23 protein-coding genes are annotated in these 22,421 nt (G+C 47.9%); 6 read left to right on the top strand and 17 right to left on the bottom strand.

The window, feature by feature from the left end:
* Nucleotides 1-167: 167 nt before the first annotated feature.
* From ACAN55_RS13955 to psiE, 5 genes are all read right to left on the bottom strand, one after another.
* The gene (locus tag ACAN55_RS13955) at nt 168-773 is read right to left on the bottom strand and encodes a response regulator (protein WP_379133636.1); all 606 of its coding nucleotides are present in this window, start codon (nt 771-773) and stop codon (nt 168-170) included.
* Nucleotides 770-1,906: a histidine kinase gene (locus ACAN55_RS13950; protein WP_379133634.1), complete on the bottom strand. Its 1,137-nt coding sequence runs from the start codon at nt 1,904-1,906 to the stop codon at nt 770-772. The genes ACAN55_RS13955 and ACAN55_RS13950 overlap by 4 nt, the downstream gene beginning before the upstream one ends.
* A gap of 143 nt (nt 1,907-2,049) precedes the next feature.
* Nucleotides 2,050-3,108: a Delta(5) desaturase DesA gene (gene desA / locus ACAN55_RS13945; protein WP_379133631.1), complete on the bottom strand. Its 1,059-nt coding sequence runs from the start codon at nt 3,106-3,108 to the stop codon at nt 2,050-2,052.
* Nucleotides 3,109-3,219: 111 nt separating this feature from the next.
* A complete protein-coding gene (locus ACAN55_RS13940) occupies nt 3,220-4,425 on the bottom strand; it encodes an MFS transporter (RefSeq protein WP_379133627.1) in 1,206 nt (401 codons plus the stop codon).
* Between the two features lie 203 nt (nt 4,426-4,628).
* Complete coding sequence (gene psiE / locus ACAN55_RS13935; RefSeq protein ID WP_379133624.1) at nt 4,629-5,036, bottom strand: phosphate-starvation-inducible protein PsiE; 408 nt, start codon at nt 5,034-5,036, stop codon at nt 4,629-4,631.
* Between the two features lie 190 nt (nt 5,037-5,226).
* On the opposite strand from psiE, the gene ACAN55_RS13930 reads away from it, so the two are divergent.
* Nucleotides 5,227-5,439, top strand: coding sequence for a hypothetical protein (locus ACAN55_RS13930; RefSeq protein ID WP_379133621.1), 213 nt, complete (start codon nt 5,227-5,229; stop codon nt 5,437-5,439).
* A gap of 102 nt (nt 5,440-5,541) precedes the next feature.
* Here ACAN55_RS13930 and ACAN55_RS13925 read toward each other — a convergent pair whose 3' ends face one another.
* Entirely contained in the window at nt 5,542-5,700 is a 159-nt protein-coding gene (locus ACAN55_RS13925) for a hypothetical protein (protein WP_379133618.1), read from the bottom strand.
* A 147-nt stretch (nt 5,701-5,847) separates the two neighbouring features.
* On the bottom strand, nt 5,848-6,846 hold the full coding sequence (locus ACAN55_RS13920) for an aldo/keto reductase (RefSeq protein WP_379133616.1): 999 nt from the start codon (nt 6,844-6,846) through the stop codon (nt 5,848-5,850).
* Between the two features lie 181 nt (nt 6,847-7,027).
* Here ACAN55_RS13920 and ACAN55_RS13915 point away from each other — a divergent pair, with 181 nt between their 5' ends.
* Nucleotides 7,028-7,699, top strand: coding sequence for a tetratricopeptide repeat protein (locus ACAN55_RS13915; RefSeq protein ID WP_379133613.1), 672 nt, complete (start codon nt 7,028-7,030; stop codon nt 7,697-7,699).
* Between the two features lie 377 nt (nt 7,700-8,076).
* Here ACAN55_RS13915 and ACAN55_RS13910 read toward each other — a convergent pair whose 3' ends face one another.
* The 5 genes from ACAN55_RS13910 to rpiA form a co-directional block, all read right to left on the bottom strand.
* Nucleotides 8,077-11,238, bottom strand: a complete 3,162-nt coding sequence (locus ACAN55_RS13910; RefSeq protein ID WP_379133610.1) for an MMPL family transporter — start codon at nt 11,236-11,238, stop codon at nt 8,077-8,079.
* Nucleotides 11,235-11,687: a MarR family winged helix-turn-helix transcriptional regulator gene (locus tag ACAN55_RS13905; RefSeq protein WP_379133607.1), complete on the bottom strand. Its 453-nt coding sequence runs from the start codon at nt 11,685-11,687 to the stop codon at nt 11,235-11,237. Before ACAN55_RS13905 ends, ACAN55_RS13910 begins: the two co-directional genes overlap by 4 nt.
* Before the next feature lie 241 nt (nt 11,688-11,928).
* A complete protein-coding gene (locus ACAN55_RS13900; RefSeq protein WP_379133604.1) occupies nt 11,929-12,369 on the bottom strand; it encodes a GNAT family N-acetyltransferase in 441 nt (146 codons plus the stop codon).
* A gap of 2 nt (nt 12,370-12,371) precedes the next feature.
* The gene (locus tag ACAN55_RS13895; RefSeq protein WP_379133601.1) at nt 12,372-12,815 is read right to left on the bottom strand and encodes a VanZ family protein; all 444 of its coding nucleotides are present in this window, start codon (nt 12,813-12,815) and stop codon (nt 12,372-12,374) included.
* A gap of 43 nt (nt 12,816-12,858) precedes the next feature.
* Nucleotides 12,859-13,545 carry a ribose-5-phosphate isomerase RpiA gene (gene rpiA, locus ACAN55_RS13890; protein WP_379133598.1) on the bottom strand — a complete coding sequence of 229 codons (687 nt, stop codon included), beginning with the start codon at nt 13,543-13,545 and terminating at the stop codon, nt 12,859-12,861.
* A 76-nt stretch (nt 13,546-13,621) separates the two neighbouring features.
* On the opposite strand from rpiA, the gene ACAN55_RS13885 reads away from it, so the two are divergent.
* Nucleotides 13,622-13,819, top strand: a complete 198-nt coding sequence (locus ACAN55_RS13885; protein ID WP_379133595.1) for a hypothetical protein — start codon at nt 13,622-13,624, stop codon at nt 13,817-13,819.
* Between the two features lie 10 nt (nt 13,820-13,829).
* Here ACAN55_RS13885 and ACAN55_RS13880 read toward each other — a convergent pair whose 3' ends face one another.
* Both ACAN55_RS13880 and ACAN55_RS13875 read right to left on the bottom strand, forming a co-directional pair.
* Nucleotides 13,830-14,309: a GNAT family N-acetyltransferase gene (locus ACAN55_RS13880; protein ID WP_379133702.1), complete on the bottom strand. Its 480-nt coding sequence runs from the start codon at nt 14,307-14,309 to the stop codon at nt 13,830-13,832.
* Nucleotides 14,310-14,388: 79 nt separating this feature from the next.
* Nucleotides 14,389-14,823, bottom strand: a complete 435-nt coding sequence (locus tag ACAN55_RS13875) for a hypothetical protein (RefSeq protein ID WP_379133592.1) — start codon at nt 14,821-14,823, stop codon at nt 14,389-14,391.
* A gap of 221 nt (nt 14,824-15,044) precedes the next feature.
* On the opposite strand from ACAN55_RS13875, the gene fsa reads away from it, so the two are divergent.
* The 3 genes from fsa to ACAN55_RS13860 all read left to right on the top strand — a co-directional run bounded on the left by fsa (nt 15,045) and on the right by ACAN55_RS13860 (nt 17,498).
* Entirely contained in the window at nt 15,045-15,692 is a 648-nt protein-coding gene (gene fsa / locus ACAN55_RS13870; RefSeq protein WP_379133589.1) for a fructose-6-phosphate aldolase, read from the top strand.
* A 148-nt stretch (nt 15,693-15,840) separates the two neighbouring features.
* Entirely contained in the window at nt 15,841-16,287 is a 447-nt protein-coding gene (locus tag ACAN55_RS13865) for a MarR family winged helix-turn-helix transcriptional regulator (RefSeq protein ID WP_379133586.1), read from the top strand.
* 11 nt (nt 16,288-16,298) lie between these two features.
* On the top strand, nt 16,299-17,498 hold the full coding sequence (locus ACAN55_RS13860; protein WP_379133583.1) for an MFS transporter: 1,200 nt from the start codon (nt 16,299-16,301) through the stop codon (nt 17,496-17,498).
* A 15-nt stretch (nt 17,499-17,513) separates the two neighbouring features.
* Here ACAN55_RS13860 and bcbE read toward each other — a convergent pair whose 3' ends face one another.
* The 3 genes from bcbE to ACAN55_RS13845 form a co-directional block, all read right to left on the bottom strand.
* Nucleotides 17,514-18,806, bottom strand: a complete 1,293-nt coding sequence (gene bcbE, locus ACAN55_RS13855) for a bacillibactin exporter BcbE (protein WP_379133581.1) — start codon at nt 18,804-18,806, stop codon at nt 17,514-17,516.
* A gap of 82 nt (nt 18,807-18,888) precedes the next feature.
* Nucleotides 18,889-21,240, bottom strand: coding sequence for an RNA polymerase recycling motor HelD (helD, locus tag ACAN55_RS13850; RefSeq protein WP_379133700.1), 2,352 nt, complete (start codon nt 21,238-21,240; stop codon nt 18,889-18,891).
* Nucleotides 21,241-21,332: 92 nt separating this feature from the next.
* Nucleotides 21,333-22,361 carry an aromatic acid exporter family protein gene (locus ACAN55_RS13845; protein WP_379133578.1) on the bottom strand — a complete coding sequence of 343 codons (1,029 nt, stop codon included), beginning with the start codon at nt 22,359-22,361 and terminating at the stop codon, nt 21,333-21,335.
* Nucleotides 22,362-22,421: the final 60 nt, after the last annotated feature.

Genomic DNA, 22,421 nt, shown 5'->3' with positions numbered 1-22,421 from the left:
AAATAGTAAAATTGTCCCACCTATATATTGAACACCAATTTCTCTATTGGAATCACTACAGTCAAATCTGTACACAAAAAAAGGGCAGACATTGAAGTCTCCCCTTTACCGTACAAAAGCTCTATCACTTCTGTCCGTAATAAAGTAAGTCGTTGAATTCGCTTAGCTTACTTGAACCAGCCTTTTTCCTTGAATCTCGTAATGGCTTCGATCCGGTTGCCGACATCCAGCTTGTCGAGAATCACCGAGATATAATTGCGGACCGTCCCGGTGGTGATATAGAGCTCACTGGCGATTTCCTTCGTATTTTTGCCGTCGGCGATCAGTCCAAGCACTTCCTTCTCCCGCTGTGTCAGCGGATTGGATTCACCAGCGCCGTATGCCGCGTCCATCAGCTCGGGAGCATAGATCCGTTTGCCTTCCATCACGCTGCGGATCGATAGTGCAAGCTCCTCGCTAGGACTGTCCTTAAGCAAATAGGCATTCACTCCAGCTTTAACGGCGCGCTCGAAATATCCAGCCCGGGCGAACGTGGTAAGGATCATGACTTTACAGCCGGAGCCTTTAATCGCCTCAGCAGCATCAAGCCCGCTCATGGCAGGCATCTCGATATCCATGATGCAAACGTCCGGTTGAAGCTGCTTAACCAGCGCCACGGCCTCTTCCCCGTTAGATGCCCGACCTACCACCTTCATGTCCTCTTCTAAATCCAGCAGTGAAGCCAGCGCTCCGAGCAGCATGCGCTGGTCTTCGGCAATTACAATCCTGATCATATGCTCTCCTCCTCTTCCGGCTGCTTAAAGGCATTCGGCACTTTAAATAATATTGTTGTTCCTTCATTATTGACGATATCCATGCTGCCATTTACGAATTCAAGCCGCTCCCGCATCCCCTGAAGCCCATGGCCATTCGAGTAGATATTGGTAACCTGAATCCCTGCTCCGTTATCCTTCACACTAATAATGAGACTGGTCCGCGATGGGTTAATCGTGATCCAGCAGGCCCTGGCCCCGCTGTGCTTCACCACGTTAGTGACAGCCTCTTTAATACACATACAGAGCACATGCTCAGTCATTAGCGAGGTATTGGTCAGATGAGGATTACCCACCAGGAAGAAATCAATTTCTGCCGCTTTCAGGAACTGCCTGATCCGGACCAGCTCCTCCTCCAGCCGGATGCCCCGCATTTCTGTGACCATCTCGCGGACTTCGTTCAGCGCACTGCGGGCGGTCTGACGCACATCGTTAATCTCCACGGCAGCTTGAGCCGGATCAAGATGAATCAGCTTGCCAGCCAGATCGCTTTTCAAACCAATCAGTGAAAGCTTCTGTCCTAAGGTGTCATGCAGATCACGTGCAATCCGCTGCCGTTCCTCCTGCTTCACAAGCTCCGAGATCCGTTTATTGGCATCTTCCAGCTGACCCTGAAGCTTGTCCTGATTATTACGGTTGTAGGTGGTTACTGGTAGCAAAATCACCGCGATCATGCTCACCAGGACAAAAGGAAGCTGATTAATGAACAGGGAGTTGCGTGAGATCAGCGCGAAATTCACCGTTACCAGGGTAGTGATCAGGTGAATCGAGTACAGCGTAAAGAATCCGATTTTGTTCTGAATGTTCCCGATAAAGAAAGCCAGAAATAATGCAAAATACACATATCCGAACAACAGCGTCATCGTAACGGAGATTACAATCTGCACACTTGTCCAGAAATATACCAACCATCCCTTGGATAAGAAAGACAGCACATAACAAACAAAGAACACTGCAATTAGTACGATTCCGCTGACCATTTGAATCATAGAGGTGGAACGGAAGATAAAATAGAAAGGCAAAATATAAAATACGACCCATACATAAGGGCTTAGTCCTGTATTTCTATGAAAAATATGATGCCACTTCTGCATGTACGCCATCCTTTTAATTACCATATGATATTCCTATTTTAGCACAAACCGGGAGTCATCCGGCAATGTGTAATGAAAGAAGAGGAAGAGCTGCGCCAGGAATCATGCCCCGGACAGGAATCTTCCTCTAAGTGTGTAGAACCTCATCCTATTCTTGTCTTTCGCACCTTCAGCCCCGCTTTACTTAGACCGGGTCTCGGCAGTCTGTCTTTCAGCTGTTTAAAGCTGATAAACTCTTTATTCTCTTCATCCCAAAGCCGGAAAGTGATCGCCTTCAAGCTGGTGCGGATCGTGATGGTAGTCGCCATGTGCAGCGGCGGTGTGGCATTATGCGCTTTTTCCAGATTATAGTTAGGCACTTTCGGGCTTAGATGATGCACATGATGGAACCCGATGTTCCCGGTGATCCACTGCAGCAGCCGCGGCAGCTTATAATAGGAGCTTCCCTCTACAGCTGCCTTCACGTAGCTCCACTCCTCATCCTTCTCGAAGAAAGTATCCTCGAACTGGTGCTGAACGTAGAACAGCCATATCCCGAGCAGGCCGGATAAGAACATCACAGGGAGCTGAATCAGGACGAAATCCTGCCACCCGATAGCCCAAATTAACCCTCCGTATAATACCACGATAAACAGATTGGTCAGATACGTATTTATCCGCTCTTTCAACCGGGCACCTTTCACATTAAAACGGTATTGAATCAGAAAGACAGCGATCGGTCCCAGACCAAAAATAACGAGTGGATGACGGTAAAACCGGTAGCAGAACCGTTTCCAGCTGCTGGCCTCCGCATATTCCTCCACAGTCATGATCCAGATGTCACCAATCCCTCTTTTATCGAGATTGCCGCTTCCGGCATGATGAATGGAATGGGCGTGTTTCCACTGCCGGTAAGGAACCAGCGTCAGTACACCTGTCAGGGTACCGATAATATCGTTGGCTTTGCGGTTTTTGAAGAATGAACCGTGGCAGCAGTCATGGCAGATGATAAAGGTGCGAATCACGAAACCTGCTGTAGGAAAGATAAACGCGAGCGCAAGCCAATACGAAATTGAGAGGCTATAGTAAGCTGCTGTCCATAACAGTACAAGCGGCACGAGTGTATTGATAAGCTGCCTGATGCTTGAGCTGAGATCTGTTTTCTCGTAGGGTACCACACTTTTTTTGAGGCTGGAGAGGCGGGCGGTGTCTTTGGTGGCCATCGGATATTCCTCCTTGCCGGATTCTATCTATATTACTATCTTCATTATAGACCGCGCTATCCCGGCGTTATAGTCATAAACATCAAGCGCTCCGTATGACATTTGTCACCTTTATATTTCCCGGCTCTCCTGTTTTGATGTATTCCCTCTAATTAAAGGCAGTAGAATGACCATTCCAATCAGGAACAGCAGGCTGCTTCCCGCATATACAGTGACCAAGGTAAGCACATCCTTCAGCCAACCCGCCAATGACATGCCAATCACCATAAGACCCATAAACATCGGCATCATAATCCCTCCGACACGCCCCATGAATGCTCCTTCCGTATTTCTAAGAATCAGCGTATTAATGCCGACATGGACGCAGGGATAAATGAATCCGGTCAAAGCCTGAAGGCAAAAAGTCAGCAGTATACTATGAGACCAGCCGACACCTGCTGTGCCAACCGCGCTGACAAACAACCCTACAGCCATTAAAGTTTGCGGTTTGACTTTCTTAGCAACGCCCATAATATAAGCCCCTCCAAGCAGAGTCGCTGCACCGTTAACCATCATGAACCACTGCAGATAATCTTTTTGTTGACCCAAGTTCTCCATAACCACATATAAGCCGAGCGGCTGAATAAGTCCTACACCGAGTCCGGTAAAAGCAAACGTAAGCCCGAGTGTCCGGAGAACCGGACTTCGGCCGACATACTGTAATCCTTCTATCATCTCCGTTGTGACTCTACTGGCGTTCCGCGCAGACTTTCCACTTTCATCAGCCGGGAGCAGCGAAAGGATAAGTCCTGAACCAATAAACATGACACCCATAATAACAAGTGAAACCTCTATCCCATAGCGGTTATAAATAAAGGCTCCTATGACCGGACCAATTATCATGAAAAAGGCCGACAGCGATTGGAACATCGCCATAACTCCCTGAAGCTGATCTTCAGACACATGCTGCTTGAAGAGCTTCATGGCCGAAGGTTGTGAGAATTGGGACATCACAGCTGAAAGAAAAGTTGCCAGCAGCAGTGCCCGCCAAGAGCCATGTATGACCACAAACAATACGGCAAAGACCGACAAGGAGGACAGGAAATCACTGAGAATCATAGTTCTCTTCGGACGCCAGCGATCTGCCAGGGTACCTCCGATAATCCCGAACAGGAAGATCGGCGCAAATTCGGCGACAGAGATGAGGGACACATAAAATGGATCATTCCGCGTAATATCAGTGACATAGAGCAGAATGGCAAAGTTCCGTACCCACACCCCGAGCTGAAGTAATACACGCGACATAATAATGGTACGAACATAACGGTTTCTAAACACAACAATACTCCTTTTTCTATAAAAATATAGATATTATTAAATAACGTTTATTATATTATAAACAAAAGTGTATTTTGTCTATATAATAATTTGAACTCGCATCTTGATTGTTACAAAAAAATAACCTTATCTGAAGCACCAGCCCTCTTACTCGCTGTAACTTCAGATAAGGTATTTGTAATACAGGAACTTGTTGACCAAGATTAACTCTCTCTCTTAAGCAGCTTCGAATTCGCCAAATACAGGGTAATGACCAGTACCAGGATTGCTCCGGCATAAATCAGTGTGTCCGATGAGCTCTCATGGTCAATGATGATCAAGCGGATCATCGCGGTGATGCCGATGTAGATGAAATAGCGGAGCGGGAAGTGGTAGTTCGCCTCGAAATATTTGATAATGAGGGCTATGAACTCGAAGTACAAGAAATAAATCAGAATACCCTCCAGCAGATCCAGCTTGTTCAAATCGCCGCCTTCGTTAATGTAACTAAAAATATGAATGGTTTCTTTCCCCAGAAAAACAACAAGAATGAGGGCCAGGATAATCAAGGCAATGTTCAGAACCCACTGTAAAACATATGGAACGTGCTCAAATTTATTGGTTGTCTTCATACCGTATCACCTCCCGTACTAAAAGTAACTTTAGTATAGAAGTGATTTCGTTTTCACAGCAATAGCCGATTTTGCAAGCGGGTGCTCAGGGGGATTGGCCAGTGGTTGGCTTTCGGCTGTTCTGCAGGTATACTATTCTTATTTCATTTAGCCGTTTTTTTACCGGACGATCAAAGGAGAGCAAGAGGATATGCCGATAACCCGCCCGCTTTTTACAGACAACGATTTCCAAGAGGCTATGGACCACAAATATCGTGTCCGCGTCTTCGAAGACGATCATATGGTCAATTCCGGAGCAACCGTTGTCCGTTTCACTGATTCGGATGTAATTATGCAGTCGAATGTCAGTGATATGATGTATTATTCACGTAAGAACTGCCAGTTTTTCGAAATAAGATCATAAATGTTATAAGAGTGAGTACACAATAACAAAGCCGGACGCCTATGACCTCTTTGGTCCAGCGTCCGGCTTTAGTTAAATTGTATGGATATACTTAGGTACCTGCTATTTATGATTGCCGTTCTTTAAATTCATTTTCTCATTGAGGATATCCTGAAAGCTCTGAGTCTTCTCTTCAGCACGATTCACTTTGGGGCCAGCTGGCGACTGTGGTCTAAGAAATTGATGATTGAACGCCATTATATTATGTACAGTCATACTCATTAGAACCAACCTCCACCTTAGAATCTTTGCTGAATATAGTTCATTTGCACTACAACTTACTTATTATTACCCCGGCTCTGCACGATTAAAACACCTTAAAGACATAAAAAACCTGCGGCTCTGAAATCTCCGCAGGTTACTGATCACCTATTTAAGTGCTGCCCATGAAGCGGTGTTTAACTGCTCCAACTCTTCTTTCGCAAGTTCAAAGGTCATGGCACCGATATTCTCCTGTGCATGCCGCACCTTGGATGCTCCCGGAATCGCAACGACTGTCTCTCCATGGAAATGGATCAACCAATTGAGGGCAACCTGTCCAGGGGTGGCACCGTATTTATCTCCCAGCTGGCTCAGAAGTTCAATTAAGCCCCGGCTCTTAGCCATGCTCTTCTCGTCAAGACCCGATTGCATCTTGCGGATGCGGGAGACGGCGCTGATCTGCGCAGGGTCTTTATGAAACCGGCCGGTTAATATCCCCTGCTGAAGCGGCGAGTAGGCGATGATGGAAATGCCCAGCTCTTTGGCGGCATCCATGGTACCATTCTGATCGATATTACGATGCAGCAGATTGTATTTCACCTGATTCGAGACCAAATCCAGACCATACTGTTTCAAGAGCTTGTGGGCTTCCACCATTTGCTTGGCGTTATAATTGCTGACTCCCACATAGCGGATCTTACCTGCCTTGACCAGGCCGGCCATGGCCTTCATTTCATTCGCGATAGAAGACAAAGAAAATGGCTGATGAATCTGGTACAAGTCAATCGTACGTCCGCCTAGACAGCGGATTCTTTCGTCAATCGTAGAGGTAATGGAACCCGCCGTCCGAAAGAGCGGCCACCATTTGGTCGCAATCAGTGGCTTAAATGATTCGTTCCCTCCGGCCTGCAGCTGATCCAATACAGACGCAAGCGCTTGTTCGGATTTACCACCGCCATAGATTTCAGCCGTATCCACCCAGTTCATGCCGCCTTCCAGACTGACACGGACGATATCGAGAATATCTGCATCCTCCAGATTGCTCCAATATCGACCCACGATTCCACTTCCCTTGCTGAACTGCCAGCATCCCAGACCAAGCGGAGATACAGACATTGAAGAGCGTCCCAAGGGCCGTAATGCAACTGCAGCTGATCTTGTCACCATTACTCATCCTTCTTCCAGAGAATTTATTAAGGTTCATATATCGGGTCTCTCATTGATGTTCTTATTTCTGTCAATCGCAGGAATTAAGACAGCTCACTCCTTGAAAATATGGTATAATTACCCTGACTTTTGTCCTGCCCAGTGGTCAGACCATGAAACAAAATATAATTGGAGGGAAATCATGTTTAAAATCTTTGGTTTTTTCCTGCTGTGGAATCTGGTAGGAAACCCTTTTCTGGCAATCCTCATTCTTCTCATTATCTTATATTTCCTTGACCGCAGGTATGTCGGACTTTTCCCGAGTGTTGTCAAACCCTTCCGCAGATCACGGCAGAACTCACGGCTGCGGACAACTATCTCTTTAAATCCCAATGATGTATCCGCTAAATATGACCTCGCCCGTAACCAGTCGGAGCGAAAGAAATATGCGGAAGCGAAAGATCTCCTCCTGCAAATCGAAGACCGCTACGAGCTGTCTGCTGAATACTGGATTGAGCTTGGCAAAGTAAATCTCAAGCTAGGATTACTTGAAGAAGGCGAAGCCCAAATTCTACGCGGTCTTGAGATTAATCCAAAAGCTCAATATGGCCAGCCTTATCTACGGTTAGCCGAAGCTTTCCGGAATAGCGATCGCGACAAAGCCTTAAGTTATGTAGGCAATTTTCAGGATATTCACACTTCGTCCAGCGAAGCCTATTATCTGGCCGGCTCCATGTTCAAGGCACTTGGTAGAACCGATGAAGCCAAACGTGCTTTTGCCGAATCTATAGCTATTTACCGCTCACTCCCTAAATACAAGAAACGCCAGGAGCGGGGATGGGCGCTGCGCAGTTATTTTGCTAAAATGCAATAATTACATAAATCCTTAAGCTACGAATTCATTAGTATCATACGAATCCATACGCGGCCCCTGCTGATCTTCTTCCAGATTGGCGGGGGTTCTTTGTTACCACTTGAGCGAGGACGTAACTACGGTGAATGTTTGGACTTCCGGCCGCTGTTGTCTCCCGATTTCTTGATTAAAACCGCTGTTCGCGGTTGAAATCCGGAGACAAAGGCGGACGCTACGCTCCTCCAGTTCCAAAAATCCCCCTTCGTTACCTTCGCCTTTTTGTTAAGTTTTTAAGTTCAACATATACAGTATTTAAAAACCCCGTAAATCCCAGCTATCATCTAATGGATGCAGTCAAGATTTACGGGGATCATTCGGCCGTCAGGCAGCCTGCAGAATTACATAGTTACATCATGTTTCGGGGAATCCCCGCTTTCTTTTACACTAAACGGCCACCAGTTCGCCCGCCCGAACATCCGCACCATAACCGGCACGAAGAACGGCAGGAAGACCAGTGCATATAGTGCCAGACCTGTCAGAACCACGGTTGCAATCTGCATCATCGACAACACGCCGGATGGATACATAGAAGCGAAGGTACCTCCCAGTATAACAACTGCCGACAAAATAACAGTACCCATGTTGCGCATGGCATGCAGAATAGCTTCCTTCACATCCCATGTTTTGTTCTCATTGAAACGTGCCATCAGGAAGATACTGTAGTCTACACCTAACGCGATCAGCATTACAAAGCTGAAGAACGGCGTTGTCCACGTAATGCCTGAATAATTGAATAGATTCACAAAGATTGCTTCTGTCACACCCAGAGCTGTGAAATAGGTGATTAAGAGCGATACAATCAGGTATATTGGCATAATAATCGAGCGCAGCAGCAGTATCAGAATGATGAAGATACCACCAAGCATCAAAATAACGGTCCGCGTATAATCCTCATTGGAGATTGCCTGCAAGTCACTGTATGTGCTGGTGACGCCGCTGATCGCCGTCTCCGCATTCTCCAGCTTCGTTCCGATAACAGACCGGTTTACTGCAGCCTGGATCTCATCGATATTATCAATGGCTTCAGCGCTGTACGGATTCTGCGACAATACAACATCCAGCGTCATCACCTTGCGGTCAGGAGACAGATAGTTGTCGAAGACTTGTTGAATGCCGTCTGCCTGAAGTGCTTCTTCCGGTACAAAAAATCCGCTTAGCTCATCATCTTTCGCCGCCTGAATCTGATTCAGATAATCCTGAGCAGAGGCTAATCCGCCTGTGATTTGTTTCAATCCATCAGCGCTGTCGCTAAGTCCTTTGGTCAGCTCTCCGATCTGGCCGTTTAATTGACCGAATCCATCGGCTAACTGCTGTTGCCCGCCTTGCAATTGCTCCAAGCCACCGGAGATCGACGGGATTTTATCCACGATTTGTCCTTGGCCGGCAGCAGCCTGATTCAGGCCACTCTGCAGTTGGCCAATCCCTGCCGTCAGCTTCTCAAGACCTCCAGCAAGTGCAGTCTGACCGGCTACCGCTTTGGTGTAGCCCGCGTTCGCTTCCGTCATCCCCGCCGCTGCACCTTTTAATTGCTCGGAGATCTGGCCAAGGCCCGTCGCAAGCTGTGCAGCTCCAGGGCCGCTTTGACTGACTGTTCCCTTAATGGTCTGATAGTTCACATCATGGAGAAGCTCCGGATGGCTCGTTTCAAGACCCGTGAAGGAGGCTCCCAGTCCATTAAGAGCCGCTGCTACTCCTTCAAGCTGCTGATGAATCTGTCCAAGTCCTCCATCCAGAGCTGTCAGACCGCCGCCTATTTTCTTGTAGCCGTCCAGCAGTGCCTGATTGGCTGCTGCTAGCTGCTTAGCACTGGCTGCCGCTTGTTCCAGTCCTGCTTTAATTTCACCTGCGCCTGCAGAACCGCTCTTGATTCCGCTCTCGATCCGGGAAAGTCCGTCTCCCAGAGCATCGATCCCATTCTTCAGCTCGGCTGTCCCCTCCGTCAGCTTCTCGCTGCCGGATACCGCTTCACTTAGCTTAGGCGCATTATCGCTCAGCTGTTTGCTGGCTTCAGACAAGCCCGTCTGAATCTGAGTCAGACCATCATTGGTTTGATTAAGTCCATCTGATAACGTAGCAACTTGGGTCGGAATCAGGAAATCATTAATCTCCTCACCGGTTGGACGCGACATGCTGCGAACAGCTTTAACCCCGTCCACCTTCTCCAGCTCACGGCTGATCTTCTCCGCAAGCCCCATGTACTCGGAAGTATCCATGCGGTCATCATTTTTGATTACAATCTTAGCCGGCATCGATTCTCCCGGACCAAAGCTCTCGGCGATAATGTTAAAGCCTTTAACCGAGGCATAGTCGGAGCCGATTTCATCCATGCTGTTAAAAGACAGCTTACCGTTATAGGTCAACAAGAATGGTACAACAATTGCTGCCACAATCAGCAGCGCTGCCCATGGTCTTTTTAATGAAAAAGATCCCGCAGCGCCCCAAATACGGCTTTCACTGTGCTCAAGCTTGCCGCGCGAAGGCCAGAACAGCCTTTTGCCCAGAACGGCCATGAAGAACGGAACGACAGTCAGCAAGGCAAGCAGCATGACAGCTATGCCTACGGCAACCGCAACCGCTGAACGGTAGAGCATAAATTTCGAGAATCCGATCGCTACAAAGCCAACGAATACTGCGAGTCCGGAATAAAATACAGTTCCGCCCGCTTTGCGGTATGTAGCAATAATTGCACTTTTGGTGTCTTCCGCAACAGCAAGCTCTTCCTTAAAGCGGCTAATGAGCAGAATGCAGTAATCTGTCCCGATTCCGAAGAGTACCGCCACCATAAAGATCTGTGTAAATGTTGATAAAGGAAAATCATAACGGTCGACCAAAAAGGCGACAATTGATTGTGAAACGATATAGCTGAGTCCCACGGTAAGCAGCGGTACAAATGGCGCTACAAACGAGCGGAACACCACGAACAGGATCAGCAGAATGAAGACAACCGTGATATATTCCGATTTCTTCAGACCCGCTTCCGAGCTGACAATAGTATCTTCAGTGATCAGTCCTTCACTGGTCAGATAGTGATCTGCAGTAACGTCTCCCAGCAGTTCATCCACTTTATCCGGCAGCTCTTTCACAGTTTCTTCCCCGCCCTGGACGGATAAAGCAACCATGATGGTCTCCCCATCCTTCGCAACCAAAGTATCTTTAAGCTCACTTTGCGAAAAAGGATCTGTGATGGAATTTAATTTCAGCGCCTCTTTGCTCGCTGCCAGCTTCTCCACACCCTGGCGGATACTTTCGTTATCCTCAGCGGTGATTCCACCCGGCTTGTTGAACACCAGTGCAACCTGGTGTAATGTCTCACCGTTCTTAGAATCCGCCACTTCTTTCATGATCTCTGACGCTCTGGAAGAAGTGTATCCTTCCGGCACTGAGATTTGCCCTTTCTCGCGGACAAGATCGGACATGGCCGGAGCCGTCATAAATAACACCACAGCTGCCGCGAGCCATACAACAATAACGGCCCATCTAGCTTTTAAAATGGTCTTCAATTGGTCTTCCCTCCTGATTCCTGCATTAAGCTTCCCAGCTTCTCAAACATGCGGATAAACATTTCGATATCATCTTTTGCAAAATGGAACAAATACGGGGACACGATGTCCTGAACCTGCTTCGAGGCTCCTTCGTACACCGTTCTTCCGTATTCCGTTATCGACAAATAGACTTGGCGCCTGTCATTCTCGTCACGGGTCCGCTCAATCATCCCGGCTTCCACAAGGCGATTGATCATCGCAGTAATAGAGCTTTTCCCCACGGCGAACGACTCAGCCAAATACGAGGAGGTACACAGCTCCTGCCCGTCGATGAGACGAAGGATCAGAAATTGGTCACTCGTCAGGTCTTCGGAAATGCTGTCCCGGATCTGGGCGTTGATTCGCCTGGTTACGGTCAGGTAGGCATCAATATAGCGGTCAATCCAATGGCAAGCTTCGTTGTTCAAAATACCTTCCTCCCTGATAATAGTTCGCATGTAGAATAGTTCTACTGTAAAACTATATTATCTTCACCCATGAAAGTCAACTCCGGCATCAGAATGTCCGAGATGTCCCAAAGGGAATCAAAAAAACGGCTGTTCCCTCCTTATGAGGGATGACAGCCGTCTTCACAGTACACGATATTTATTTAATATTGCAACTCCATCACAAATAGAACATCAAAGGTGGAACGTTCCCCAAGTGATCTTATTCCTCGTCCTCGGACTCTTCCACTTCGTATACGCAGCGGAACATTTCAATTCCAGCGGGGTTCTCCCCAAGACTGTAGACCATGAAGCCAAGGCTGCGGTAAAAGTCTGCTGCGATCTCATCCTCGGTCTCTGCCACGAGATAACGCGGTGAACGTGCTGCAAGCAGCTCCAGAATCATGCCGCGCGCATAACCCTTGCCGCGGTTCTCAGGCAGGACGGCAATATGTCGAATATCCAGTGAGCCGTCTTCCGTTTCTTCAAAGCCTACCAGGCCAAGCAGCAAGCCTTCTTCTTCCCAGCCGGATATGTGTAAGGATGTCTCTTCCTTATATTCGGAAGATGCTATCTGCAAGGCATCCGGCTCATCAATCACTGCATAAGATAACAGCTCATCCACTTCAGGGGTGCCCATGCGCTGTTTCAAATCGGTTAACATAGTCATTCGTTCTCCTTCGTTCTTATCATTTTGATTATTCTTAGCAGACAGCAGCCTGCCCATATTCCCAGTAGGTTCAGCAGCAGATCATCGATATCGAAACTACCTGCCCGCAGCAGCATCTGTAGAAGCTCCAGCAGCAATATCGAAGGCACTGCGAACAGCGCGAGATTGGATAAAGAGTTCAAACGCGGTGAGCTCAGCGGCAACAGGTAACCCAAAGGAATGAAGACACCTATATTGCCCGCCAGATTGATCACCCTGTCCATAAAGGACAAGGAGTTCCCCGAATCCAGATAGAATCCGATGGTCTGCAAGGGAATCAGGTTGTATTTCAGGGCTCCTCCTGCTTGAGCAGATCTCCCAAATCCTATGAACATCCAGTACAATAAGGCAGCGCCATATATAAGCAGCAGTGAGCAAGATATCCGCCGCAGCCTAGTCATATCCCGTGCACCCTCTGCATCTCTGTTCGAGTCCCCCCGTGAATCATCCCCGGTTTGGAGCTTCCACGATTTCAATAGTCCCGTCACTCTTGCCGATAATCGCAAGATCTGCGATCCCGATGAAGAGGCCATGCTCGACAACGCCTGGAATTTCCTGAAGCTCCAGAGCCAGTTCACGCGCCGATTTAATCACCTCAAAATGGCAATCAGCAATATAGTTGCCGTTGTCTGTCTTGTACAATTCATCCCCGCTGCGGCGCAGCTCCGGGTTACCGCCCAGCTTCTTAAGTTCGGCTACTGTCCATTCCCGGGCAAAAGGGATAATCTCAACCGGAAGCGGGAATTTCCCAAGCGTACCCACAGCTTTGCTCTCATCTGCCACAACGATCATCCGGGTACTGTTGCGGGCAACAATCTTCTCGCGGAGCAACGCACCGCCGCCGCCTTTGATTAATTGAAGACTTGCATCCAGCTCGTCTGCACCGTCGATCGTCAAGTCCAGGCTATCGATGTCTGCGAAAGAAACAAGAGGAATTCCTAATTCACGGGCCTGATCCTCCGAGGCTTGCGAAGTGGCTACAGCCGTAATCTTAAGGCCTTCAGCCACTCGTTCTCCGAGCTTGCGGATTGCCCAATATGCCGTTGACCCTGTACCAAGCCCTACCTTCATTCCGTCCGTCACATACTCCACTGCTTTTTCTGCCGCCAGCTGTTTAACGTTGATAGTCATTGTTAATTCCCCCATTGGTTCCGTTATAATGTTCTATATTGAATCCGCCTAATACCTATATCAGGGAGGTCTCCTTATGAGAACCGAAGATCAGATTAAGTCCAAAATCAACGAACTTACCCTTCAGCGCAGGTCTCTCGACAGCCGCCTAACGCCTCTGCCTGACGATCACCCGCAACGGGAGATGCTTAGCAGCCAGATTACACGACTTGATGATATGCTGATGATGCTGGAATGGGTTCTGAATCCTCCGGCCGGCAAATACCACGCCTGAATGCAGAGTGTCAGGAAGTCATTAATATTTTACCGTAACAAAGACTGTCGGGATCGCCTACGTAAGGCCCGTAAAGATCAATCGGCTCGTAGCCATGTTTGGTATAAAGGGCAATGGCTTCGGGCTGCTTAATTCCGGTCTCCAGTCTAATCTCCCTGTAACCCGCTGTCCAAGCCTTCTCCTCCAGAAATAGCAGCATTTGCGCCGCTATCCCCAGCTTGCGGTATTCCGGGTCAACATAGAACCGCTTGAGCTCCATCGCGGCAGTCTCCTGACCCAGATAATCGAGCGGACGAAGTGCCCCGCAGCCTATTGGAACAGCATTGGAGTAAGCAACAACAAAGGTCATTTCCTTCACTTTGGGATCCGTGAAATCCACAGCATAAATAGTCTCATGAGGGTACCGCTGTCTCAGTTCCACATCCAAACGGTCTATTAGACCCCGCAGATCCTTATTCTCAGGGTGCACGAGTTCAAAGCTTACTTCAATAGCTGGCAACAACGATTCCTCCTCCACTGTCTCTCTTGTTTATCATGTCTCTTAATATAATTCACAAGGTTTAGAAAGGCTATCTTTGCTGCAAAGTGCCGGAGTGATTTGAGTGTACCGCCTCTGTAAGTTTCATGATGGCCATCCTCTCACTGCTTCCTAAAGCCATATCAGGGTAAGTCTCAAGCTGAAAGTCACTGTCTTCAGTTATCGTCGCTGCGACACGGTTTGATACCCATTGTTGAGCCTCTGACAGATTCATTTCGCCTTTTCCCTCTGCCGTCCTGGATAATATTAAAGTCCCATCCATGCTTGTGAATTTGAATAGTGGAACCTCACCGTAACCCGGAACCACGTTCTGTGCACTGGAAAAGATAGCGGAATAACTCCTCGATGACGGCCGCGGGCTTGTTCGCTCCTGGTCCTTCTCCGATATCAGCCTACTGTTCTGATAGGCCAGGATACCGCCTGCCAGCAGTACAAAAAACAAGAGAGTTGATAAGACGTATATCACTGTTGCTCACCCTCCCTTCACTCCTGATCCATTCCATAGCGATTTAATAGTATCATGACGGCAACAATCCGCAAAAGTGTCTTTTTCGCAAAACAGCTTAATCCATAAAGTTATTTTGAAATATTCAAAATAACAGTTGAAACTTTATTAGGCATGTTCCATAATGTAGCTATGTACGCTGCTAGTCAATCCATAAGGAAACCAAGGGAGGATAACTCGTAATGAAATTTTTCTTGGACACCGGAAATATTGATGAGATCAAACGTATCACCCGCCTCGGATTAGTAGATGGCGTGACAACCAACCCTTCACTTATCGCTAAAGAGGGCAGATTATTCAAGGACGTTATCAAAGAGATTGTCGCTATCGTACCTGGTCCGGTCAGTGCAGAGGTTATCGGACTCAAAGCAGAAGAAATGCTCAAAGAAGCCTACGAGATTGCTGAATGGGCGCCGAATGTTGTGATCAAGCTGCCAATGACGGAAGATGGTCTTGAAGCCTGCTACGAGCTTACCAAGAAAGGCATCAAAACCAACGTAACGCTGATCTTCTCCGCCGCGCAGGGGCTTATGGCTGCCAAAGCGGGAGCAACGTATATCAGTCCGTTTGTCGGCCGCCTGGATGATATCGGTGTAGACGGAATGAAGCTGATCAAGGAGCTCAAAACCATTCTGACCAACTATGGATTGAAATCAGAGATTATTGCAGCCAGTATCCGGAATATTGCACATGTGGAGCAAGCGGCAATCGCAGGCGCACACATCGCTACTATTCCTGGATCACTCCTCCCTTCACTCTGGAAGCATCCGCTGACAGACAGCGGGATCGAACGGTTCCTGAAGGACTGGGAGAAGGTACCGCAAGTCTAATTATTGTTGATATCGTAATAAATTCAGGGGATGTTCTTAAGGCCATATTTGGCTTTAAGGACATCCCCTTCATATTGTCTTGGGTTGACCCTTTTACTTGTCAGAGATATAATTGTTGTGACAAGTATTCATCAAAGGAGAATCTAGTATGCCACTTCATCCTTCTTCCCCGGAGCAGTTCCTCGGATTCATGCTGGGTTCCACATATCGCAGCGTATCGAATCAGTTCGCAAGAGTTCTTAAGCCATATGACATCACGCCAGAGCAATGGTCCGTTCTATTCATAATCGCTGGCCGCGAAGGCGTGAATCAAAAGGAAATTTCCGAGGCTTCAGCTAAAGATCAACCAACCACCGCCAGAATTGTAGAACTGCTACAGAAGAAAGGCTTCATCACCAAATCCGTAAGCAATAGCGACCGCCGGGCGTTCCAGCTATATGCTACAGCCGAGGGCAAGGACCTAATTGATCTTACTCTGCCGCTTGAGCAAAAGAATATTGAAAAAGCTGTATCCGGATTCACTACTCAGCAACTGACAGAGTTTCGCCAGATGCTGGAGTTGATTCAGCGCAACATGGGAAATCATCAAGAATAGGAGAATCATCAATGACATCCGCAACAGAACGTTTATGGTCTAAGTCTTTTATTATCCTGACAATGTGCAACCTGTTACTGTTCACCGGCCTTCAAATGACGTTGTCTACTCTTCCGTCGTATGCCAAAGGGGAACTGCATGCCACCTCATTTGAAATCAGTCTGGTTACCAGCCTGTTTGCTTTAAGTGCCATAGTGTCCCGCTTGTTCTCTGCAAAAGCGATGGAGAAAGGCGGACGTAATCTGCTGATCTTTCTGGGTCTAGCCATTATGCTCTCCGCAGTCTTCGGGTATTACGGAGCTCGCAGCATTACGATGCTCCTGATCCTGCGTATGCTGTTCGGCATCGGATTCGGAATGGCCAGTACAGCATTCCCGACGATGGCTTCAGATGTTGTCCCCATCCGCAGAATGGGCGAAGGTATGGGCTTCTTCGGGTTATCTACCAGTCTCGCGATGTCTGCCGGCCCACTGATCGGCCTCGGCCTTCTGCAAGGTCCAGGCTTCGGTACCTTACTCACATATACAGCCTTAATTATAGGGCTGATTCTTCCGCTTGCATTCACGTTGGCTGCAAGCCTGCCTGCACATCACAAAGAACCGAAGGCAGCACCGGCATTCGAAGGTATAAGCACAGGAACTTCCGGCAGGAGGCTGATCCTTCCCTGCCTGCTGAATTTTCTGCTCTCCATCTCTTACGGTGGCCTGATCGGCTTTCTGGCTTTGTTTGGAGCAGAAGCGAAGCTGGAGCACGTGGCTTACTTCTTTCTCTTCAACGCCGCAGCTATTGTTATCGTCCGTCCTTTTTCGGGGAAATGTTATGACCGCTTTGGACCTGCAGCACTGCTTATTCCCGGACCTTTATTTATAATAGCCGGACTCATTCTGTTGTCATTTGCCGATTCGACTACTGGGCTTTTAGGTGCAGCACTTTGTTATGGTATAGGCTTTGGTTCCATGCAGCCATCACTACAGACATGGATGATCCAATCCGTTGAACCACAGCAGCGGGGAATAGCCAATGGGATGTTCCTCAATTCGCTGGATCTGGGTGTCGCTGTAGGCACGATGCTGCTCGGTGTCATTGCCACTTACCACAACTACGCAGTAATGTACCGTTACTCAGCCGTAGCACCGGGAATACTTCTTCTTGTATATCTCACTGTACTAATGGTACAGAGACGAGGACGAACTGCAAGACGTACAGCATAAATAATCATTTGAAGACTAATGTTTGCGGGCCCTCTGGCGCCGGACGCGGCCAAAGGGTTTGCCCATTTCTTGTTTCTCTGCAGAGGGCTTGTCTTCCTTCTGGCTTTTATTATTGTTAGGAGTTACAGCGAACAACGCCAGAACACCTCCCACCGCTCCCACTGCCGCCATCGTTCCGAATAATACCCAGTGGCTGCTGTTCATGAGAAGAGATACAGCCGGAGGACCTGCTGCTACACCAATAAACCTAAGCGAGCTATATAGAGAGCTGATCGTCCCGCAGTTGTCCTTCTCGATTCCTTCCGTGATCAGAGCATCCATGCAAGGTAGAGTTACCCCAATCCCGATCCCCGCGAGGCTCAGAAATCCAACCATATAATAGATACCGTTATTAAACCCTGTAATTATCATGGCAGCTGTAACCAGCAGCATTCCGCTAAATCCCAGCCATTTCATCCGGGTTTTGTTCTGACCAATGATCTTTCCGCAGCCATACGAAGCTAAGCAGAGAAGAGCCAGAGGAATCGCGAGTACAAATCCCTTCCTCGATCCATGCAGATCATATTTAGACTCAAGAATTTCCGATAAATAAAACTGCACACCAAAAATAACAAACATGCAAATGCCGCCAATCGCAAAAATCGCATACAGCCAGCGTCCCTTCTCATGTAAAATGCCGGCAATACCCGTGATAAATTGACGTATAGAGGTCTTCTCGGAACAATCCTTTTTTTTAGGGCTTTTAACCATAATGATCACTAGAAAAAAGGACAGTACACTAAGCCCAGGAATCGCAATAAATGGTCCAAACCATAGTAACGTTCCAAGATAAGCACCTACAATCGGACTGAGCACTTTCCCGAACGTATTCGAGGTCTCCACAATACCTAAGCTTTTGCTTACCTCTTTGTCATCCTTGAAGAGATCCCCGACAAAAGGGATAACAATCGGAAAGGCCCCGGCAGCTCCGATGCCTTGGATAAAACGCCCCGCCAGTATAATCCAATAGGCGCTCGTTCCAGCGCTCTTCCAGGCTGCCCATGCGGCCAAAGCCCCCCCGGCAGCGGTTAGAATCAGGCTGGGAAGAATTACGGTTTTGCGGCCATAGCGGTCCGACAGAAATCCCGCAATAGGAATCATTACGATAGCTACAAGTCCGTACACGGTTATGAGCATGCTGACCTGAAATGAACTTACCTCAAGATGGCGTGAAATTAGCGGCAATATGGGCAGCAGCATGGAATTCCCAAGAGTCATTATTAACGGAATCGAAGCCAAAGCGAACAAATCGCCTTTATTCTCCTTCATGACAGACCACCTTATCATCATCATTCATATTGATGTAGGGTGTGGTTGTGAGCCAAGTTTTATTCACGACTGAAGGATGAAATCAATTTGCAGCCCCTGCCTCCACTTGCACTGCTTTTTGCGTCGGAATAAACCTGCTGGGCTCACCAAGGCTATAGATGTGCAACAGATGCATCGCCCGGGTACAGGCGGTATAGAACAGCTTTCGTTCATTTTCATGGTTGTATTTATCAGAAGAACCGTCATAAATAATAACCGCATCAAACTCTACACCCTTGGCTAAATAAGCTGGCAGCACCAGTGTACCCTTTTGAAAATTCGGCGTTTCTTTGGTCACCAGACTGACCTGAAGGCTTGCGGATAAACGCGCATGAACAAGCGAGCTTTCCTCCGCGGTTTTGCAGATCACGGCTACATAATGATATCCGCGGGAGTGAAGCTCAGTAATATCCTTCTCCACCGCATCAAAAAGTTTATTCTCATCGGCAACTGATTGAATGAGCGGTTCTTCACCCCGGCGGTTAAACGGTACAATATGTTCTCCTCCCGGTATCATTGAACGCGTGAACTCCACAATCTCGAAAGTCGAACGGTAACTGCGTGTCAACGATATGACTTCTGTATTCTCCTTGCCGTAGATACTGACTAGCCCTGCGAGATCACCAAGCACTTCACCCTGTGCGTAAATCGCCTGGTTTAAATCCCCAAGCACAGTCATCTTAGCTCGCGGAAAAAGTCTGCGCATAAACTCCAGCTGAAACGGAGAGTAATCCTGAACCTCATCAACAATAACATGCCGGATTAAGGTATTGGTCCGGAAGCCCTGACTCAGTTCTTTTAAATATAAAAAAGGAGTCGCATCCTCATAGGCCAGCTCACCCGCTTGAATCGACTGTAAGGTTAGGGTACAGATCTCATCCCATTCTGCAGGAAGAGCCTCAGTCCCATTTAGATTCTGCATCAGCTCTGCATCGGTAAACAATGAACTGTACAGTCCCTTAACATCAACGAAACGTCCTCTTTTAACCCAGCGGCGAAGCGGCTTTAAGCGCTGACTGACCACGTACCGCTCCAGTAGCTCACGCTCTCTGTCGAAATCATCAAAGGACTCACTCTTGCCCCGTTTTTTCCGCTTATTATTGAGATAGGCCCGTTGGTAATCCTCCCCATCCAAAAGCTCGATCTGATCCTCTACCCAGTCCTTGCTGCGTTCCTCATGTCCAAAATCAGAGATTTTCTTCAAAAGCCAGCCAATCATCAGGTCGATCCGGTTCGCTAGTCTGATTGCAGGATCGAAGGAATAGAAATGATGCAGCATCTCTTCCTTGCTTATAATAATACGCCCCTGAAATACTACCGGTTTGAACAGCATCCCTTCGTGTTCCAGCTTGAATACATATTTGCGGATGACATCGAGGAATTGAACAGATGATTTATATCCGATTCCCGCTCTACGGATTTGTGCTTCCTGTCCTTCCGGAGCATTAAGCAGACTTTCCGTCTGGCTGAAGACATCCTCCAGCTGGAATTCCTGTCCGAGCCGATGCTCCAGATACATCTGAAAGGTCGTCTGCTGCATATTTTCTTCACCAAGCTCCGGCAGAACCGTAGACACATAGCTGTTAAACAGCGGATTCGGAGAGAACAACAACATTTGATCTGCCTGTAGTACCTCGCGGTATTTGTACAATAAATAAGCTACCCTTTGCAGCGCTGCAGAGGTTTTCCCGCTCCCAGCGGCACCTTGTACGACCAGCATCCGGCTTTTATCATTGCGGATTACGGCATTCTGTTCTTTCTGAATGGTGGCCACGATATTCTTCATCTTGTCATCGGCACTATGGCTTAGTACCTGCTGCAGCAGCTCGTCACCTATCGTTACACCTGTATCGAACATGACATCGATGTTCCCGTCATGAATGATAAACTGCCGCTTCAGATCCATCGTGCCGGATACCTTACCACCCGGAGTGTCATATACAGCCGGACCCGGCGCACCATCATAGTAGAGACTGGATATAGGCGCCCGCCAGTCATAGATCAGAAAAGTCCCGTCATCTTCCATTAATGATCCAATCCCTAGATAGATCTTCTCTTTCTCCCCGTCCGGCGCTTCAGTGAAATCAATGCGGCCAAAGTAAGGCGAGTGCACCAGCTTCCTGTATTTTTTCAAGGCCTTGCTGGATTGAAGGTGATGACGCTCCCGCTCATTAAGAATTTGCGATTGCTGGCGTAGACTTGTAGAGGTCTCCCCAAGATCATCGGGGCTGCTGAAGTTAACTGTTACCTCTTCCCAGAAGTCTTTACGCATATCTACAACATCCGTACGGTGTTGGCCCAATTCTTCAGATAACACACGGATACGATCGGACAGCAGCTTTGTTAAAATGTTTACCCGCTCTTGTTCAACTTTCCACTCGCCTTCATGATTCAACAATACTGTTCATCCCCTTTAAAAGGCTGAGATCTCACCCTTTTTTCTTCATGTCGTTTACATATGTATAACACATTCGGCCCGTAAAAATACTATTCCTTCTCCTCCGGGTTTCTGTTGATCTGCTCCGCCACCCGGTCAAGCCTCTCTAATTGATAGCCATAGTCATAAATCGCTGCAGCAACAATTGATAATCGAAGCTGTCCTGTCTTTTCCGCGTTGTAGTGAACAATCGCCGTTTCCAGGAATTTGTCGTTATCCTCCCCAAGAGGATCGGTATCCGAGACACCAGGTTTAAGTTTATCTTCGAATTTCAGCAGAATATGCTCATGATATTTAATCAGTTGCTCCAGATGCCGGTCAAACAAGAGATCCGTCTCCTCCGTGCGCTCCGCCTGAAAATAGTGACGGTCCACCGCATCCAGCACCTGATATCCTTTCTGAAGGGATGAGAGCAGATTTTTATATACAACCATTTGTCTGGTCTGGCTATACTTCGCCCTTCGAAGCTTCTTTTGCTCCTCCTCGAACAGGCTGTATTTATCCTCCAGCGCCTTGATCGAGCCCTCCAGCGCATTCTTTTCATCACGAAACACACTTTCCTTCATCTCATGCGATACAGCCGTCCGCAGCAGCAGGGACAAGCTTGTAAATACCGTTTCGATCTGCTGGATATATTGTTCCCTGGGCTTGGGCGGAAAGACAATAATATTAATCAAAAAAGCCGCAAATATTCCTGTAATCGTTAGAAGAAATCGCTCCAACGCAAATTCCCACTGCCCAGAGGCTTCCATGACTGATATTACAGTGACCAATGTCAACCCTATAGTATCCCCACGGTTCATTTTCATGCTGATCATGATTACCAGTATGCATACCAGTCCGACGGCAATCGGCTCGTTCGATAATAACATTCCACCTAAGAGGGCAATAACGGCACCAATCGTGCTGGTCTGAATCTGGTCGAGAAAATACCGCCATGACCGGTAGATAGACGGCTGCATCGCAAAAATCGCTGCAATCGCAGCTCCAACCGGCGATGGAAACTCCAGTAGTTGTGAAATGTATAATGCCAGTGTTACAGCTAATCCTGTCTTGAGAATTCGGGCGCCAAAAGCCAAAATCATCCCCCCTGTCGTGAATTCACGAGTACGATCTAAGTGTATAATTCATTTTCGCTG

This window comes from Paenibacillus oryziterrae (assembly GCF_042610485.1).
In the GTDB taxonomy this organism is placed as follows: Bacteria; Bacillota; Bacilli; order Paenibacillales; family Paenibacillaceae; genus Paenibacillus_AQ.
The sequence above is the reverse complement of the archived record's forward strand: the minus strand, read 5'-3'. Positions and strand labels throughout refer to the sequence as shown.

Excerpts from the sequence above, each read along its gene's own strand:
- rpiA (WP_379133598.1), bottom strand. The coding sequence starts at position 13,545 with ATGACTATCAACGTTAAACAGCTGGCGGCAGAAAAAGCAGTGGAGTAT.
- ACAN55_RS13900 (WP_379133604.1), bottom strand. The coding sequence starts at position 12,369 with ATGTTAACCGATTTGAAACAGCGCATGGGCACCCCTGAAGTGGATGAG.
- ACAN55_RS13955 (WP_379133636.1), bottom strand. The coding sequence starts at position 773 with ATGATCAGGATTGTAATTGCCGAAGACCAGCGCATGCTGCTCGGAGCG.
- psiE (WP_379133624.1), bottom strand. The coding sequence starts at position 5,036 with ATGAAGACAACCAATAAATTTGAGCACGTTCCATATGTTTTACAGTGG.
- ACAN55_RS13950 (WP_379133634.1), bottom strand. The coding sequence starts at position 1,906 with ATGCAGAAGTGGCATCATATTTTTCATAGAAATACAGGACTAAGCCCT.
- ACAN55_RS13930 (WP_379133621.1), top strand. The coding sequence starts at position 5,227 with ATGCCGATAACCCGCCCGCTTTTTACAGACAACGATTTCCAAGAGGCT.
- ACAN55_RS13860 (WP_379133583.1), top strand. The coding sequence starts at position 16,299 with ATGACATCCGCAACAGAACGTTTATGGTCTAAGTCTTTTATTATCCTG.
- fsa (WP_379133589.1), top strand. The coding sequence starts at position 15,045 with ATGAAATTTTTCTTGGACACCGGAAATATTGATGAGATCAAACGTATC.
- ACAN55_RS13895 (WP_379133601.1), bottom strand. The coding sequence starts at position 12,815 with ATGACTAGGCTGCGGCGGATATCTTGCTCACTGCTGCTTATATATGGC.
- ACAN55_RS13920 (WP_379133616.1), bottom strand. The coding sequence starts at position 6,846 with ATGGTGACAAGATCAGCTGCAGTTGCATTACGGCCCTTGGGACGCTCT.
- desA (WP_379133631.1), bottom strand. The coding sequence starts at position 3,108 with ATGGCCACCAAAGACACCGCCCGCCTCTCCAGCCTCAAAAAAAGTGTG.
- ACAN55_RS13885 (WP_379133595.1), top strand. The coding sequence starts at position 13,622 with ATGAGAACCGAAGATCAGATTAAGTCCAAAATCAACGAACTTACCCTT.
- ACAN55_RS13925 (WP_379133618.1), bottom strand. The coding sequence starts at position 5,700 with ATGAGTATGACTGTACATAATATAATGGCGTTCAATCATCAATTTCTT.
- ACAN55_RS13915 (WP_379133613.1), top strand. The coding sequence starts at position 7,028 with ATGTTTAAAATCTTTGGTTTTTTCCTGCTGTGGAATCTGGTAGGAAAC.
- bcbE (WP_379133581.1), bottom strand. The coding sequence starts at position 18,806 with ATGAAGGAGAATAAAGGCGATTTGTTCGCTTTGGCTTCGATTCCGTTA.
- ACAN55_RS13865 (WP_379133586.1), top strand. The coding sequence starts at position 15,841 with ATGCCACTTCATCCTTCTTCCCCGGAGCAGTTCCTCGGATTCATGCTG.